Annotated in this window: 16 protein-coding genes; 7 read left to right on the plus strand and 9 right to left on the minus strand. The window is 69.7% G+C overall.

The genetic code is table 11. The features are described 5' to 3' along the window. Positions 1–29: 29 nt before the first annotated feature. The gene (locus tag KBZ08_RS01580) at positions 30–617 is read right to left on the minus strand and encodes an inorganic diphosphatase (RefSeq protein WP_159819443.1); all 588 of its coding nucleotides are present in this window, start codon (positions 615–617) and stop codon (positions 30–32) included. A 95-nt stretch (positions 618–712) separates the two neighbouring features. Next, complete coding sequence (locus tag KBZ08_RS01585; protein ID WP_254970821.1) at positions 713–2,239, minus strand: carboxypeptidase M32; 1,527 nt, start codon at positions 2,237–2,239, stop codon at positions 713–715. 47 nt (positions 2,240–2,286) lie between these two features. Between KBZ08_RS01585 and KBZ08_RS01590 the strand changes: the two genes are divergently transcribed. Next, the gene (locus tag KBZ08_RS01590) at positions 2,287–3,042 is read left to right on the plus strand and encodes a hypothetical protein (RefSeq protein WP_106221281.1); all 756 of its coding nucleotides are present in this window, start codon (positions 2,287–2,289) and stop codon (positions 3,040–3,042) included. Here KBZ08_RS01590 and KBZ08_RS01595 read toward each other — a convergent pair. After that, positions 2,978–3,400: an OsmC family protein gene (locus tag KBZ08_RS01595; RefSeq protein WP_254970824.1), complete on the minus strand. Its 423-nt coding sequence runs from the start codon at positions 3,398–3,400 to the stop codon at positions 2,978–2,980. The genes KBZ08_RS01590 and KBZ08_RS01595 overlap by 65 nt on opposite strands. Positions 3,401–3,472: 72 nt before the next feature. Between KBZ08_RS01595 and KBZ08_RS01600 the strand changes: the two genes are divergently transcribed. Next, positions 3,473–3,922, plus strand: coding sequence for a DUF2721 domain-containing protein (locus tag KBZ08_RS01600; protein WP_254970826.1), 450 nt, complete (start codon positions 3,473–3,475; stop codon positions 3,920–3,922). Here the strand turns inward: KBZ08_RS01600 and KBZ08_RS01605 are convergent. Continuing rightward, positions 3,919–5,490, minus strand: coding sequence for an NAD(P)/FAD-dependent oxidoreductase (locus KBZ08_RS01605; RefSeq protein ID WP_254970827.1), 1,572 nt, complete (start codon positions 5,488–5,490; stop codon positions 3,919–3,921). The genes KBZ08_RS01600 and KBZ08_RS01605 overlap by 4 nt on opposite strands. Positions 5,491–5,725: 235 nt before the next feature. On the opposite strand from KBZ08_RS01605, the gene KBZ08_RS01610 reads away from it, so the two are divergent. The 4 genes from KBZ08_RS01610 to KBZ08_RS01625 all read left to right on the plus strand — a co-directional run bounded on the left by KBZ08_RS01610 (position 5,726) and on the right by KBZ08_RS01625 (position 8,475). Further along, positions 5,726–6,817 carry a fatty acid desaturase gene (locus KBZ08_RS01610; RefSeq protein WP_254970829.1) on the plus strand — a complete coding sequence of 364 codons (1,092 nt, stop codon included), beginning with the start codon at positions 5,726–5,728 and terminating at the stop codon, positions 6,815–6,817. A 58-nt stretch (positions 6,818–6,875) separates the two neighbouring features. Further along, complete coding sequence (locus KBZ08_RS01615) at positions 6,876–7,328, plus strand: secondary thiamine-phosphate synthase enzyme YjbQ (RefSeq protein WP_106221272.1); 453 nt, start codon at positions 6,876–6,878, stop codon at positions 7,326–7,328. Between the two features lie 19 nt (positions 7,329–7,347). Further along, positions 7,348–7,635: a 4a-hydroxytetrahydrobiopterin dehydratase gene (locus KBZ08_RS01620; RefSeq protein WP_254970831.1), complete on the plus strand. Its 288-nt coding sequence runs from the start codon at positions 7,348–7,350 to the stop codon at positions 7,633–7,635. A 66-nt stretch (positions 7,636–7,701) separates the two neighbouring features. Next, entirely contained in the window at positions 7,702–8,475 is a 774-nt protein-coding gene (locus tag KBZ08_RS01625; RefSeq protein WP_254970833.1) for a Coq4 family protein, read from the plus strand. 4 nt (positions 8,476–8,479) lie between these two features. Here the strand turns inward: KBZ08_RS01625 and clpB are convergent, their stop codons facing one another. Together clpB and KBZ08_RS01635 are read right to left on the minus strand one after the other, a co-directional pair. After that, a complete protein-coding gene (gene clpB / locus KBZ08_RS01630; RefSeq protein WP_254970835.1) occupies positions 8,480–11,110 on the minus strand; it encodes an ATP-dependent chaperone ClpB in 2,631 nt (876 codons plus the stop codon). 163 nt (positions 11,111–11,273) lie between these two features. Beyond that, positions 11,274–11,651, minus strand: coding sequence for a hypothetical protein (locus KBZ08_RS01635; RefSeq protein ID WP_254970837.1), 378 nt, complete (start codon positions 11,649–11,651; stop codon positions 11,274–11,276). A 52-nt stretch (positions 11,652–11,703) separates the two neighbouring features. On the opposite strand from KBZ08_RS01635, the gene KBZ08_RS01640 reads away from it, so the two are divergent. Next, a complete protein-coding gene (locus tag KBZ08_RS01640; protein WP_106221263.1) occupies positions 11,704–11,910 on the plus strand; it encodes a hypothetical protein in 207 nt (68 codons plus the stop codon). 104 nt (positions 11,911–12,014) lie between these two features. On the opposite strand, the gene KBZ08_RS01645 is transcribed toward KBZ08_RS01640, so the two are convergent. The 3 genes from KBZ08_RS01645 to hemE all read right to left on the minus strand — a co-directional run bounded on the left by KBZ08_RS01645 (position 12,015) and on the right by hemE (position 14,577). Continuing rightward, a complete protein-coding gene (locus KBZ08_RS01645; protein ID WP_106221261.1) occupies positions 12,015–12,356 on the minus strand; it encodes a c-type cytochrome in 342 nt (113 codons plus the stop codon). Between the two features lie 134 nt (positions 12,357–12,490). After that, positions 12,491–13,522 (minus strand): NAD(P)-dependent oxidoreductase, encoded by a 1,032-nt coding sequence (locus KBZ08_RS01650; protein WP_106221259.1) that lies wholly within the window; start codon positions 13,520–13,522, stop codon positions 12,491–12,493. Next, positions 13,519–14,577 (minus strand): uroporphyrinogen decarboxylase, encoded by a 1,059-nt coding sequence (hemE, locus tag KBZ08_RS01655; RefSeq protein WP_106221257.1) that lies wholly within the window; start codon positions 14,575–14,577, stop codon positions 13,519–13,521. Before hemE ends, KBZ08_RS01650 begins: the two co-directional genes overlap by 4 nt. Positions 14,578–14,603 lie beyond the last annotated feature (26 nt).

The following is a 14,603-nucleotide window of genomic DNA, read 5'->3' on the forward strand; positions in this document are numbered from 1 at the left end:
GGACCGCGGCGGGGCGGTGCCGGTGGAGGTCAGTCGACCAGGCGAGGATCGACGACGGAAAGATAGCGATCTTCGCATTCCTTGATGATGCGAACCGCCTCGCCGCTGTCACGGAATCCGTTCACCTTGCAGGTGCCGGGCTTTTTCAGATCCTTGTAGTGCTCCCAGTAGTACTGGGTTTCCTTGAGCCAGTGCTCTCCGAGCTGGGTATAGCTGGTGATGTGGTCCATGCGCTTGTCGTCGGCCAGGACGGCGATCACCTTGTCGTCCACCTCGCCGCCATCGTCGAAGCACATGATGCCGATGATGCGCGCCTCCACCAGGCTGCCGGGCACCAGGGGCTCGGTGACGCCGACGATCTCGATGTCGAGGGGATCGCCGTCCTCGTCCCAGGTGCGGGGAATGCAGCCGTAGGCGAACGGGTAGGCGAGGGAGGAATAGCCCACCCGATCCAGCTTCAGGTGGCCGGTTTCGGTGATCAGCTCGTACTTGTTGATCGTGTTCGAGTTGAGCTCCACGATGGCGTTGAGCCGCAGCTCGGCCTCATCGGCGAAGGCCGGCAGCACATGCAGCAGGTTCAGCATGGTGCGGCTGGGGGCGTGGTCGATGTTCGCCATGGTGGGTGCTTTTCTGCGGCGGCATCTTAGGCATCGGGCCCCGGAAGGCCTGTCCTGACCGCCCCGGTCACCTTGCCCCACTCAACCCGCCCTGCTCAGCCCGCCCCGGTCAGCTGGCCGACCTTGGCGCGCAGGTAGGAGAGGAAGGGCCGGGCGCCCAGGGGCCGGCCCGTGACCCGCTCGACCAGTTCCTCGGCGTTCAGCGAGCGACCATGGGGCCAGATGTGGCTGGCGAGCCAGCCCTGCAGGGCGGCCGTCTCCCCCGCACCGATCAGCGTCTCGATGGAGCCGATCTCCCTTTCCAGGGCCTCCGAGATCTGGGCGCTGATCAGGTGGCCGAGGGCGTAGGAGGGGAAGTAGCCGAACAGCCCCTCCGCCCAGTGGATGTCCTGGAGGCAGCCCTCGGCGTCCGTGGCCGGCTGCAGCCCCAGCAGCTCCTTGATGCGCCGGTTCCAGGCGTCGGGAAGCTCCTCCACCGGCATCGCCTGCTCCAGCAGGGCCAGCTCCAGCTCAAAGCGCATGACGATGTGGAGGCTGTAACTCAACTCATCGGCCTCCACCCGGATCAGGCCCGGTCGCAGGGGATTGAGGGCCCGCCAGAAACCGAAGGCGCCGCCCCACGGGTCGGACCCCAGGCCCCGCTGGAAGCGGGGATGCCAGCGCTCGGCGAAGGCCCGGCTGCGGGCCACCCGGCATTCCCAGAACAGGGACTGGGATTCGTGCACCCCCATCGAGGTGGCCTCCCCCAGGGGCCAGGGGAAGTAGTGGTCGTCGCCGCGGGGCAGGCCCTGCTCGTAGAGAGAGTGGCCCCATTCATGGGCGGTGGCCAGGAAGGCCGAGAAGGGTTGGCCCTCCACCACCCGGGTCGTGATGCGGAAGTCCTGGGGCCCCACCGTGCAGGAGAAGGGGTGGGCGGATCGGGACCGCTGACAGCGGGCCGCGTCGTAGCCCCAGCTGTCCAGCAGTTCACTGCACAGCTGCTCCTGCAGGGGCTCCGGCACCGCATGGGGCTCCGTCTGGGCCGTGGCGGGCGCGGCCGCCACCGACTCCAGCAGCCCGGGCAGTTCCGCCGCCAGGGGGGCGAACAGCTCCGTCAGCCTGGCCTTGCTGATGTCGGGTTCGAACGGCTGGGCCAGGATCTCCCAGGGGCTGCGGGCCACGGGTTCGGCGCCCGCCAGCTGGCCGGCCTGCTCGCGGCGCAGCCGGATCAGCTCCCGCAGCGCCGGGGCGAAGGTGTTGAAGGCGTTGGCCGCCCTCGCCTCCTGCCAGACGGCGTTGCCGTGGGACTGGGCCCGGGCCAGGGCGGTGACCAGGGCTGGATCGAGGCAGCGCTGCCGGTTCAGCTCCAGCCGCAGCAGCTGCAGGTTGCGGCGCCGCTGGGGCGGGGCGGTGCCATCGAGCTCGGCTTCGGCGGCGGCCACCAGATCGGCGTAGGCGTCACTGCTCTGGCGCTCGTGCAGCTGGGCGGCCAGCAGGGCCAGCTGCTCGCCGCGCCACGGGGCCCCGGCGGCGGGCATCACCGTGTTCTGGTCGTAGTAAAGGGTGCTGCTGATCGAGCCCAGCAGGCGGGTCGTGTGCAGGTGCCGCTGGAGCTGGTCGAGGGCCGGAGCCGCTGCAGACATGGGATCGGTGGAGCCGGTGCCGCCATGCTGCCCCCACCGCGGCCCCGATGCGGATCGCACCACGGCTGTCCCGGCCGGCCGCCGGCGGCGCCATGGTGGAGGTCGACCCTTCCGGCGCCGGATCGATGCATCCCCCCTCCCCGGAGCAGGCCCTGGTGCTCGCGGCCATCGAACGGTTCATGGCTGACCCCGACCTGGCCCTGGAGGGGCAGCCCGCCGGCACCGGATCCGGCGATGTGCTCAGTGCGATCCTGCACGCCCTGGCCAGGGTGCTGCCGCTGGAGGAGATCGAACTGGCGGTGACGGGCCTGCTGACGGTCCACTGCGACCAGCTCGATGACGACACCCAGCTGGTGCTGGAGGCCCTGCTCACCGCCATCGAGCGCGACGACGACGAAATGGCCCTCGACAGTCTGCTGGCCAGTGAGGCCAGCCTGTTGGAGGCCAATGCCCTCGACGGCAATGACCTGCTGGTGTGGGATCCGACCGAAACCCCGCCCCTGCAGGAGATGGAGATCCTCGACGTGCTCGAGCGCTACCCCTGCCGCGGCGAGGGGGCCCGCTGGAGCTGCGACGACTTCGTGGCCCTGCTGGAGGGCAAGATCCTTCAGTGGCGCAAGACCATGGTGGCCCTGGACATCCTCCAGGAGCAGCCCGGCACCCGGCCCTCCGCCAGCACCATGGTGCTCCTGGTCCCGGAGGATCCCGCCGCCCCCATCGAGCAGCTGGAGGTCGGCGTCACCCTGCGTCCGCCGCCACCGGAGTCCAGTGGAGACGCATCGGCACACAGCCTTCCAGACTGACCTTCACGGGGCAGCGCTCGCCGGCGCTGATCAGCAGGTCGCGCTGGTCGGCCCCAAGGCCGTCGGGCAGATCGATCCAGGCCTCCAGCAGGGCGATGCGGCGCTCGCCGCTGCTGCTCATGCCCTTCTCCACGCGCACGCGGGCGCCCTCAAGGGGAATCCCATGGCGTTCGGCCACGATGCCCATCACCGTGAGCAGGCAGGTGGCCAGGGCCGTCGCCACCAGATCGGTGGGGGAGAACGCCTCCCCCTTGCCCTGGTTGTCCACGGGGGCATTGGTGATCAGCCGCGACCCCGACGGGATATGTTCCGCCGCGCAGCGCAGGGCTCCCTCGTAGCGGCAGGTGATCGTGGTCATGGCGGGCGGTGAACGTCCCACCAGGCTGGCAGGGGCCGTCGCCCTAGATTCGACCGTGTGATGCCCGGATCCTTGGCCCTCATCCTGCTGGTGGCGTCCCATCCGGCCGGGCCGTTGCCGGAGACCATCCGCCTGGCGGTCACGCCGGTGTTCCTCCTGGCCGGCATCAGCGGTCTGCTCGGGGTGATCACCACCCGGCTGGCCCGCATCGTCGATCGGGCCCGGCTGCTCAAGGAGCGGACCGGAGCCGCCACGGTGGCCCAGGAGCGGGAGCTTCAGGAGGAGCTGATGCTCCACCGCCGGCGGATGTTCATGGCCTCCAGGGCCTTCGCCTGCGCCACCACCAGCTTCCTGCTGGTGGCCACCGTGGTGGTGGTGCTGTTCGTCAGCACCCTGGCCACCATGGACGTGACGCCCCTGGTCGCCGTGCTGTTCGTGCTGGCGATGGGTTCGCTGATGACGGCGGTGGTGCTGCTGCTGCGCGAGGTGCAGCTGGGCAGCCTGGCCCTGCGGCGCTTCTAGGCGGGGGTGAGGCCGATCTCCTCCAGCAGTTGGCGCTGCTGGCGCGCCCCGACGAAGCGGTGGGCCGCCATGGCCCCGCTCACCGCCACCGGCGGCACGCCGATGCCAGGGAACACGCCCGCCCCGCAGACCACCAGCCCTTCGAACGGGGTGGACCCGCCGGGGAAGGGTCCGGCGTTGGCGGGCCAGGCCGGGCCGTAGCTGCCCTGGTGGATGCGCAGGTAGTGGCGGTGGGTGAGGGGGGTGCCCTGCAGTTCCAGCACCGCCCGCTCCCGCCAGTCGGGCAGCACCCGCTCGAGCGCCTCGCCGAAGACGGCGCAGCGTTCCCGCTTGAGGGCCTCGTAGGCGGCGCTGCCCCGCTCCAGCCCCTGCCACAGCTCCCAGGGTTCGTTGGCCGGGGTGTAGCCGTGCAGCACCTGGTGGCCCGGCGGCGCGCAGGACGGGTCGAGAAGGGAAGGCATCGAGAGCACCACCATGTTGCGTTCGGCGCCGATGCCCCGTTGCCAGTCGCCCACCCAGACGTGGTGGATGGGCAGGTGGTCGAGGTCGTCCCCCCGCAGGGCCAGGTGCCAGTGCAGGAAGCCGGCGCAGGCCGGCGTGGCCGCCTGGCGATGCCGCCAGCGGGACGGCACCGCTGCCTCGGGCAGCAGGGCGAGCAGGTCCCAGGGGCTGGTGTTGGCGATCACCCCCAGGCCCGCCTCCAGGCACTCCCCGTTGGCGAGGCGGACGCCCACCGCCCGGCCCTGCTCCACCAGGATCTCCTCCACCGCCGCGCCCGTGCGCAGCCGGCCGCCATGGCGCTCCATTCCGCGCACCAGGGCCGCGGCCACGGCCGCGCTGCCGCCGATGGGGCAGTCGAGGCAGGCCTCCGGCTCGAACCACTCCCCGAACAGGGTCGCCATGGCGGCGGCGCTGGTCTGGTCCATGGGCAACCCGGAGATCAGGAAGCAGAGCAGGTCGACCCAGTGCAGCAGGAACGGATCGCTGAGGTGGCGACGGGCGATCGGCCCGAAGGCGCCGCCCAGGGCCGCCAGCCGGCCGGCCTGGCCCAGCAGGCGCAGGGCGTTGCCGCCGCCGAGGGTGGTGGCCACACCCGCCCCGGGCCGCAGGGCCAGCAGCGGCAGGGAGCGGGCCGCCTCGCAGCTGGGCCGCAGGGCTGTTAGGAAGCGGTCCCACTCGGCCGCCACCGCCGGGCCGCGGAGATCCCGCAGCAGGGCCAGAAAGGGGGCCTGGCCCACCCCCACCCGCAGGGACCCCTCGGGCAGCAGCAGCCCCCAGTCGCGGTAGGTGGCCACGGGCAGGGATTCCCCCACTGCCCGCAGCACCTGGGCCAGGGGATTGGTGCTGGGCCACTGGCCCAGGCCGCTCCAGAGCGATGGGCCGGATTCGAAGTGAAAGGGACCGCGCCGGAACCCGTGGGCCGCGCCACCGGGGGTGGTGTGGGCTTCGAGCACCAGCACCTCCAGCCCGTGACGGGCGGCGATGGCCCCGGCGCAGAGGCCGCCCAGACCGCTGCCCACAACGATCAGATCCACCTTGGAAGGCCCCCGGGGCCGCGCCGCAACCATGCTGTGGATGTGATTCTATTCAGATTCCCTTCGGATTGAAGCCAATCGGTGCTGCCGATCTCTGACTAGGATTTTTCGACAGATCCAAGGTTTTGCATTGTCGCAGGGTTTTTCCACCTCCACCCTGCCCGAGAGCTTTCCGGCGGTCCCGAACGCCATCCCGCCGGCGACGGACGCCGGGATGGAGGAGAACGCAGCCCCGAGCGCACCTGAGGGGCCACCGGTTCGTCAGCCCATGCGGGGTGATTTCGAACTGAAGCCGTTCATGGACAGTTCGGATCTTCGGGCTTCCTGGCAGATCGCCAACACCGTCCTCCCCTATGCCGCCCTCTGGTGGGTCGCCGACTGGAGCCGTCAGCACGCGCCCCTGCTGCTGATTCCCACCCTGGGGCTGATGGTGCTGCTGCTGGCCCGCTGCTTCTCCCTGATGCATGACTGCGGCCACGACTCCCTGTTCCGCCACCGGCGGGCCAACCAGGTGTTCGGCTTCCTGCTCGGTGTGCTGAGCGCCATTCCCCAGTACCCCTGGTCGCGGGGCCATGCCTACCACCACCGCCACAACGGTGACTGGGAGAAGTATCAGGGCCCCTCGGCCCTGGTCACCACCGGTGCCTTCGCGGCCCTTCCGCCTGGTCAGAAGCGGGTCTACCGCTGGCTGCGCCACCCGCTGATGCTGTTCCCCGGCGGTTTCTTCTATCTCGTGATCAAGCCCCGCCTGGCTCTGCTGCTGGGGCTGGGGGGATTCTTCCCCCATCTGGCGGCCTGCCTGCGCGCTCCGCAGCGGATGGGCCTGGGCCAGATTTTCACCAGCTACCGCTCCCGGCACTGGTACACCCAGGGGGAATTCCGCCACCTGCTGGCGAACAACATCGCCGTGATCGGCTCCTGGTGGCTCATGGCCCAATGGCTCGGCGCCGGCGTCTTCTGGTCGCTCTATGCCCCGGTCATGGCCTGTGCGGCGGCGATCTTCATCTGCATTTTCTTCGTGCAGCACAACTTCCCCGGCTCCTATGCCCATGCCACTGCCGGCTGGAGCGAGATGACGGGGGTGCTGGAGGGCACCAGCGACCTGGAGCTGCCGCCCCTCCTCAACTGGTTCTCCGCCGACATCGGCTGCCACGCCATCCACCACCTCTCCTCGAAGATCCCCAACTACCGGCTGCGGGCCTGCCAGGCGCGCAACGCCCACCTGCTGCAGGGCGTGCGGCGCCTGTCCCTGGCCGACATCCCCGGCTGTTTCAGCTACATCCTCTGGGACCCCCAGGCCTGCCGTCTGACCACCATTGAGGCGCTGGCCACTGCGCCGGGGGCTCCTGCTGCGGCCTGACCGCCCGTTCCCTGGCTAGGGAGGGGGGCCAACGAACCGGATCGGGGTGGAGAGAGGCATGCTGCGCCAGAGCCTGAGCCGTCTTCAGGTCGCCACCCGGGGGGAGGGCTTCGAGGACATCACCGGGGCGGTCAACGGCCTGATCGCCGCCAGCGGCCTGGTGCTCGGTACCGCCACCCTCGCCAGCCTGCACACGTCCTGCTCGCTGACGGTGAATGAGAACGCGGACCCCAGGGTGCTGGTGGATCTGGCCGCCTTTCTGCGGGCCCTGGTGCCCCCTGAGGGGGTGCGGCCCCTGAGCGGCCAGGGGGAGCGGCGCCCCTGGGTGCACGATGACGAAGGTCCCGATGACATGCCCGCCCACATCCGCACCGCCCTGACCTGCACCAGCCTGGTGCTGCCCTTTGAGTCCGGCCGGTTGCTGCTCGGCACCTGGCAGGCGGTGTATCTGTGGGAGCACCGCGCCCGACCCCACCACCGCAGCCTCAGCCTGCATCTGGTGGGCGAATGATCCTCTGCTCTCCACCTCCATGGCCGCCCAGCCCCTGACCCCCGCCCAGATCGCCGCCCTGCCCGGTGATCTGCCGCAATGGACGCTGCGGGAAGGCAAGTTGCACCGAGAGCTGCGCTTCGCCGATTTTTCCGCCGCCTTCGGCTTCATGACCCGGGTGGCCCTGGCGGCCGAATGCCTGGGTCACCACCCGGAGTGGTGCAACGTCTGGAACCGGGTGACGATCAACCTCACCACCCACGACACCGGCGGGCTGTCGGATCTGGATGTGGCCCTGGCCCAGCGGATCGATGCGTTGGTGGGCTGACCCGGGCCGGGTGGGCCGGCCCTGGCGGCGTGTCTAGCGTCCCTGGGTGCAGCCTCCGCCGCCTCCATGGGATTTCGCTACCTCGATCGGATCGCCAGCGAAGAGAACATCCACGCGTTTCTTGAACTCGCCGATCTGGCCGCCGGTGCGGGTGCATCGGCCCACAACGTCTTCGTGCTCTCCCATCGGCTGCGCCAGTCCCGTCCGATGCAGGTGTGCCGGGCGTTGCTGCAGCGGGACCCGGGCTCCAGGGCCCTGATCGAGCAGCGGCGGCTCAGCGGCCCCTACGACCCGGTCGCCCTGCGCGCGCTGCCGAAAGGAACCCTGGGCCACACCTACGTCACGGTGCTGGAGACGATGGGGTACGACATCAATTTCTTCCCCGCCCCTGAGTTCTACGCCAATCTCGAAACCGACGCCGATTACATCAACTACCGGGTCTACGCCACCCACGACATCCATCACATCGTCAGCGGCTTCAGTCTCGATACCTTCGGGGAACTCGGCGTCATCAGCATGAGCGTGGCCCAGTTCTCCCATCCCGGGCTGGCCTTCACCGATCTGATGGCCCTGCTGCTCAACTGGTTCCGCAACGACACCCCGATCGATGAACTGGCGACGCCGGCGGAGCAGGCCCGCACCGCCAGCTACGCCTTCGGCATGATCAGCAAGGGTCTGCACATCGGCGTCGAGGCCCAGCCGCTCTTCCCGGTAATCTGGGAGGAGCGGATGGGCCAGGACCTGGAGGAACTGCGGGCGGAACTGGGCATCGCGGCAGTGAAGGAGGGGACTTTCAGCTGGTACGCCAACCCCTCCCTCATGGCAGCCCTGGCGGCCTGAGCCCTCAGACCATCGCCGGCGCGGCTGGCTGGATCTCGGCCGGCTCGGCCTGGCGGAAGCGCAGCCGCTCCAGTTCCACATCCACCGCGATGGTGCTGCCGGCGGGGAAGGTGCCCGCCAGGATCGCCTTGGCGATCGGCGTCTCCAGTTCCCGCTGGATCGCCCGCTTCAGGGGCCGGGCGCCATACACCGGGTCGTAGCCGACGGCGGCCAGCCAGTCGAGGGCCTCGCCATCGACACGCAGGGCCAGCTTGCGCTCCTCGAGGCGTCGGGCCAGGCGCTGCACCTGCAGCGCCACGATCTGGCGAAGCTCCTCTTCCCGCAGGCTGCGGAAGATGATCGATTCGTCGAGGCGGTTGAGGAACTCCGGCCGGAAGTGGCCCCGCAGGGCCTCGTTGACCCGCTTCTCCATCTCGCCGTAGCGGGACGGATCGCCGGCCAGATCGAGGATCGAGGCGCTGCCGATGTTGCTGGTGAGGATCAGCACCGTGTTGGTGAAATCCACCGTGCGGCCCTGGCCATCGGTGACGCGGCCGTCATCGAGGATCTGCAGCATCACGTTGAACACATCGGGGTGGGCCTTCTCCACCTCGTCGAACAGGATCACGGCGTAGGGCCGCCGCCGCACCGCTTCGGTGAGCTGGCCGCCTTCCTCGTATCCCACATAGCCGGGAGGGGCTCCGATCAGGCGGGACACGGCGTGCTTCTCCATGTATTCGCTCATGTCGATGCGCACCAGCGCCTCCTCGCTGTCGAACAGCTGGGACGCCAGGGCCTTGGAGAGTTCGGTCTTGCCCACACCGGTGGGGCCGAGGAACAGGAAGCTGGCGATCGGGCGGTTGGGGTCGGAGAGCCCGGCCCGGGAGCGCTGGATGGCGTCGGCCACCGCCGTCACGGCCCGCTCCTGGCCGATCACGCGGGTGTGCAGCTCGTCCTCGAGATGCAGCAGCTTCTCCATCTCCGACTGCACCAGCTTGCTGACCGGAATCCCGGTCCACTTGGCGATCACCTCGGCGATGTCGTCCTCGGTGACCTCCTCGCGCAGCAGGTTCTTCTGGCCGGCATGGGCGCTCAGCTCGGCCTCCTTGGCGGCCAGCTTCTTGTTGAGTTCCGCCAGGGTGCCGTACTCCAGTTCGGCGGCCTTGTTGAGGTCGTAGTTGCGCTTGGCCTGCTCCACCTGCAGCTGCACCTGCTCGATCTCCTCCTTGATGGCGGAGAGTTCGTCGATCGAGCCCTTCTCCTTCTGCCACTGGGCGTTGAGGCTGCTCTGCTGCTCCGCCAGGTCGGCCAGTTCCTTCTCCAGCCGCTCCAGGCGATCCTTGCTGGCGGGATCCGATTCCCTCCCCAGGGAGAGCTTCTCCATTTCCAGCTGCAGGATGCGGCGGTCGAGCTCGTCGATCTCCTCCGGTTTGGAGGTGATCTCCATCTTCAGGCGCGCCGCCGATTCATCCATCAGGTCGATGGCCTTGTCGGGCAGGAAGCGATCGGCGATGTAGCGGCTGCTGAGCACGGCCGCTGCCACCAGGGCGTTGTCGGCGATGCGCACGCCGTGGTGCACCTCATAGCGCTCCTTGAGCCCCCGCAGGATCGAGATCGTGTCCTCCACGGTGGGCTGGTCGACGAACACCTGCTGGAAACGGCGCTCCAGGGCGGGATCCTTCTCGATGTGCTGGCGGTGCTCATCGAGGGTGGTGGCGCCGATGCAGCGCAGCTCACCGCGGGCCAGCATCGGTTTGAGCAGGTTGCTGGCGTCCATGGCCCCGCCGCTGGCGCCGGCCCCCACCACGGTGTGGATCTCGTCGATGAACAGGACGATCTGGCCTTCGCTTGAGGTGACCTCCTTGAGCACGGCCTTGAGGCGCTCCTCGAACTCGCCCCGGTACTTGGCGCCGGCGATCAGGGCGCCCATGTCGAGGGCGATCAGCTGGCGGTTCTGCAGGGCGGTGGGGACGTCGCCGTTGACGATTCTCTGGGCCAGCCCCTCGACGATGGCGGTCTTGCCGACGCCGGGTTCACCGATCAGCACCGGGTTGTTCTTGGTGCGGCGCGAGAGGATCTGTACGGTGCGGCGGATCTCCTCGTCGCGGCCGATCACCGGATCGAGCTTGCCCTCCCGGGCGGCGGCGGTGAGATCACGGCCGTACTTCTCAAGGGATTCATAGGTGCCCTCCGGGTTCTGGTCGGTCACGCGTTGGCTGCCCCGCACGGCCATGACAGCCTCGCGCAGCCGGCGCTCATCGGTGCCGGCCTGGGAGAGCAGCTGGCGGCCGCAGCGGTCATCGCCGGCCAGGGCCAGCACCAGGTGCTCGACGGCGATGTAGCTGTCCTGGAACTCCTTCCTGAGGGCGTCGGCGCGGTCGAGGACGGCGTTCAGCCCCTTGCCCAGGTAGACATTCTCAGGGGCGGCGGCCAGGCTGGGCTGGGCGGTGATGAAGGCCTCCAGCTTCTGGCTCAGCACCCCCAGGTCCACGCCGGCCTTCTCCAGGATCCGGCTGGCCAGGTCCTGCTGGGCCAGCAGGGCGGCGAAGAGGTGTTCGCTGTCCATCTGCTGCTGGCGCTTCTGCTGGGCCAGCTGCTGGGAGGCCACGACGGCGCCCCAGGCCTTCTCGGTGAACAGGTCGGCGGTGGGATGCATGGATGACGTTCTCCCTGCGGGCGGTGACTGAAGCCAACGTATGAATCCCGTCGGGATCGGCCGAGTGGGAGGACCGAACCGCGGCGTTCGGCCCTCCTCCCCGGTGGTGGGCGGGCCGTACCGCCGGGTGGGGCGAACCGTCCCGCGGGGGGGGCTCAGGCGCTCAGGGCCCCCCCAGATCGGGCATGGGCACCTGGAAGCCGCGCTGCTGGCCACACAGCTGGGCAGGGCAGCCGTCCGGTCCGTAGAGCGCGTCGGCCGCCGAGAGACAGCCCATGCCGTTCTTCTGGGCCACCTGGGACGGATGGATCCGCAACGGCTGCAGCACGGCCTCGCTTCTGGGCACCACCAGCCGGCAGGGGGGAGGCGACAGACCGGGCCTGGCCTCGATGGCGAGGGGCTGGTTGGGGGTCTGCCCCTGGGACAGGGCCGGCGTGGCGAAGGGCACCACGATGGCGGTCATCAGGGCCAGGGGCACCCCTGCCGAAGACAGGCCCCCCAGCAGGCCCGGCCGCAGCCCGGCAGAGGTGGGGATCGCCATGATGGGAGCTCGGCTGCGTCCCATTCTCGCCTCTGCAGCCCTTCCGTCTCCGATGTCCTCTCCCGCCGACGACCAGGCCCTGGTGGCCGACCTGGCAAGGGCCTCCCTCACCCTGGGCGGGGCCGGGGAGCCGGAACGGGACTGCTGGCGGGTGGTGCATCGCCACGTCCACGGGATGCTGCCGAGCGAGTACGACATCCGGGATGTTCCCGAGGAGCTCTACCTGGCGGTGCTGGCCGCCCGCCGCGCGCTGGACTGAGCCATGAAAAAAGCCCCGGGATCGCCGGGGCTTCGCTGGATGACGGAAGGGGCCTGGGCCGGTTGGCTGGACCCGGTTGACCGGTTGGGTCGACCTGGACTGGATCAGGCCCAGCCCTTGGCGGCCATGTCCTCGACGTAGGCGGCCACGTCGGCGATGTCGCCGTCGCTGAGCTTGCCGCCGAAGGCGGGCATGGCGTTCTTGCCGTTGGTCACCTGGTAGGCGATGGCGGCCTCGTGGCCGGCGTCGTAGTTGGCCAGGTAGGAGGCCAGGGCATCGGCCTTGAGGGTGCGCTCGGCGTTCACCACGTTGCCGCCGCCCATGTGGCAGGCGGCGCAGTTGGCGGAGAAGATCTGGCCACCGTGGGCCACATCGGCGGCGAAGCTCGGGGTGGCACCCAGCACCAGCGCCAGGCAGAGAGCGAAGAGGGAAAGGAGACGACGCATGGGAGGGCGCGAAGGGGGGTGCCGAAAAGCACTGGCAACCGGCACAAATTAGGCAATGGCCGTGTCCCGGTGGGGCGTCCCGACAGATTCGCAACAATTCATGGCGGCCTGCCGGCGGGCGGCTGAGGGCCGGCTCAGGGGCGGCGGCCTGCCCCGATTCGGCCCCGGTGGGGCACCCCCGCTGTCTCCAGCACCGCGTCGAGGCTGGGGGCGAAGCTCACCAGGCCGAAGCGTTCGGGCGGACTGACGGGCTGGTGCACGAAGTGGCGCTGGCGGATCGAGAAACGGTCCCAGGCGTTCACTTCGATGCGCAGCAGCTTGATCAGCCCCTCGATCAGCCAGCCGCGCAGGTCGATCCCCACCGGCGGCACCCACACCCGCCGCCAGCGGCACAGGGCGGCCACGGCACCGTTGATCGTGATCGGCGCCTGGCCCAGCACCAGCCGCCGCACCGGGCCCTGGTCCGGCTCGGGATTGGGGCCGTGGGGGGTGGTGGCCAGGTGGGCGCAGACGGTGGCGATGTCGGCGGCGTGGATGAAGTGGAAGCTGGCGTCGGTGCGCAGCCAGCGGGCCAGCCACAGCCAGCCCAGGGCCTCCTTCAGCCCGGCGGTGAGGTAGCTGGTGGGGTGATGGTCGGCGCCGCCCACCGCGCCACCGAACACCAGGGTGGGGAACACGGCCACGATGCGTTCGGCCAGGGGATGGCGCTCCAGGTCCTGCAGGCAGGTGGCCTTGGTCTGGATGTACTCGGTGCCGTAGGCCATCGCTTCCGGGAGCAGCTGCAGCCGGCGGTCGAGGATGCTCGCGGTGGAGAAGTAGATCACCTGCTGCAGGCGATCCGGGTCGGTGAGCCGCAGCAGCTCCTTCACGGCCACCACGTTCACCGCCTGGGCCCGCTCGGGATCCCCCCAGGCGGTGGCGGTGTGGATGATCCGGTCGGCGCTGGCGATGGCGGCGGCATGGGGGCCCAGCTCGCGCAGATCGCCCACCAGCAGGGTGATGCGCGGGTGGTCGGCGGGGACGGCGCTCAGCTTGGAGGGATCCCGCAGCAGCAGCAGCAGGTGGGCGTCGCTGTTGGCCAGCAGGTTTTCAGCGATGTACTGGCCGACGCAGCCGCTGGCGCCGGTGATCAGGATCCGCTGGGGCCCGGAGGTGGGGGCGCTCAAACAGCGGCCCCCAGCAGCTCGTTGACGGCCTTGCCGGTCTCGAAGAAGACGCGGGCGTTGTCCTCCGGGGTGCCGGGCAGGATGCCGTGGCCCAGGTTGAGGATGTGGCGGCGGCCGCGGGCCTTGCGCACCGTGTCGAGGATCCGCTCACGGATCGCCTCGGGGGTGCCGAACAGCAGGCCGGGATCCACGTTGCCCTGCACGCCCAGGTGCTGGGGCAGGCGGGCGCAGCCATCGGCCATGTCCACGGTCCAGTCGAGGGAGATGAAGTCCACCCCGGTGGCGGCCATGCGCTCCAGCACGCCGGCGCTGCCGGAGATGTAGAGGATCAGGGGGGTGTCGGGGTGGGTGGCCTTCACCTGGTCGATGACCCGCTTCTGGTAGGGGGCCGCAAACACGTCGTAGTCGATCGGGCTCAGCTGGCCCGCCCAGGAGTCGAACAGCTGCACCACCTGGGCACCGCTGTCGATCTGGTAGCGCACATAGGTGGCGATCGAATCGGCCAGGTGCCCCAGCAGCCGGTGCAGCAGGGCGGGCTCCTGGAAGGCCATCGCCTTGATCACCGAATAGGTCTTGGAGCTCTTGCCCTCCACCGCATAGGCGGCGAGGGTCCAGGGGGCGCCGACGAAGCCGAGCACCGCCGCCGCGTTGCCCACGTCGGCCCGCAGCCGCCCCAGCACCTCGCCCACGAAGGGCAGGGCTTCGGCCGGATCCAGGGGCCGCAGGGCATCCACCTGGGCCTGGCTGCGGATGGCGGGCTCGATAATCGGCCCCCGGCTCTCGATGATGTCGAAGTCGATCCCCATGCCCGGCAGGGGCGTGAGGATGTCGGAGAAGAGGATCACGCCGTCGGGACGGAAGGCGTGGAAGGGCTGCATCGAGATCTCGTAGGAGAGATCGGGGTTCTCGGAGCGCTCGCGGAAACCGGGATGGCGGTCACGCAGGTCGCGGTACACCTTCATGTAGCGGCCCGCCTGGCGCATCATCCAGACCGGAGGCCGCTCCACCTGCTCACCTCGGGCGGCGCGCAGCAGCAGGGGGGCGGATTCGCTCATGGGGCCTGTCGGAAGGTCAACGGCGA

The organism is Cyanobium sp. Candia 9D4 (assembly GCF_024346155.1).
In the GTDB taxonomy this organism is placed as follows: domain Bacteria; phylum Cyanobacteriota; class Cyanobacteriia; order PCC-6307; family Cyanobiaceae; genus Cyanobium; species Cyanobium minutissimum.

Excerpts from the sequence above, each read along its gene's own strand:
- KBZ08_RS01580 (WP_159819443.1), bottom strand. The coding sequence starts at position 617 with ATGGCGAACATCGACCACGCCCCCAGCCGCACCATGCTGAACCTGCTG.
- KBZ08_RS01585 (WP_254970821.1), bottom strand. The coding sequence starts at position 2,239 with ATGTCTGCAGCGGCTCCGGCCCTCGACCAGCTCCAGCGGCACCTGCAC.
- KBZ08_RS01590 (WP_106221281.1), top strand. The coding sequence starts at position 2,287 with ATGCGGATCGCACCACGGCTGTCCCGGCCGGCCGCCGGCGGCGCCATG.
- KBZ08_RS01595 (WP_254970824.1), bottom strand. The coding sequence starts at position 3,400 with ATGACCACGATCACCTGCCGCTACGAGGGAGCCCTGCGCTGCGCGGCG.
- KBZ08_RS01605 (WP_254970827.1), bottom strand. The coding sequence starts at position 5,490 with ATGGTTGCGGCGCGGCCCCGGGGGCCTTCCAAGGTGGATCTGATCGTT.
- KBZ08_RS01610 (WP_254970829.1), top strand. The coding sequence starts at position 5,726 with ATGCGGGGTGATTTCGAACTGAAGCCGTTCATGGACAGTTCGGATCTT.
- KBZ08_RS01615 (WP_106221272.1), top strand. The coding sequence starts at position 6,876 with ATGCTGCGCCAGAGCCTGAGCCGTCTTCAGGTCGCCACCCGGGGGGAG.
- KBZ08_RS01620 (WP_254970831.1), top strand. The coding sequence starts at position 7,348 with ATGGCCGCCCAGCCCCTGACCCCCGCCCAGATCGCCGCCCTGCCCGGT.
- KBZ08_RS01625 (WP_254970833.1), top strand. The coding sequence starts at position 7,702 with ATGGGATTTCGCTACCTCGATCGGATCGCCAGCGAAGAGAACATCCAC.
- clpB (WP_254970835.1), bottom strand. The coding sequence starts at position 11,110 with ATGCATCCCACCGCCGACCTGTTCACCGAGAAGGCCTGGGGCGCCGTC.
- KBZ08_RS01635 (WP_254970837.1), bottom strand. The coding sequence starts at position 11,651 with ATGGCGATCCCCACCTCTGCCGGGCTGCGGCCGGGCCTGCTGGGGGGC.
- KBZ08_RS01640 (WP_106221263.1), top strand. The coding sequence starts at position 11,704 with ATGTCCTCTCCCGCCGACGACCAGGCCCTGGTGGCCGACCTGGCAAGG.
- KBZ08_RS01645 (WP_106221261.1), bottom strand. The coding sequence starts at position 12,356 with ATGCGTCGTCTCCTTTCCCTCTTCGCTCTCTGCCTGGCGCTGGTGCTG.
- hemE (WP_106221257.1), bottom strand. The coding sequence starts at position 14,577 with ATGAGCGAATCCGCCCCCCTGCTGCTGCGCGCCGCCCGAGGTGAGCAG.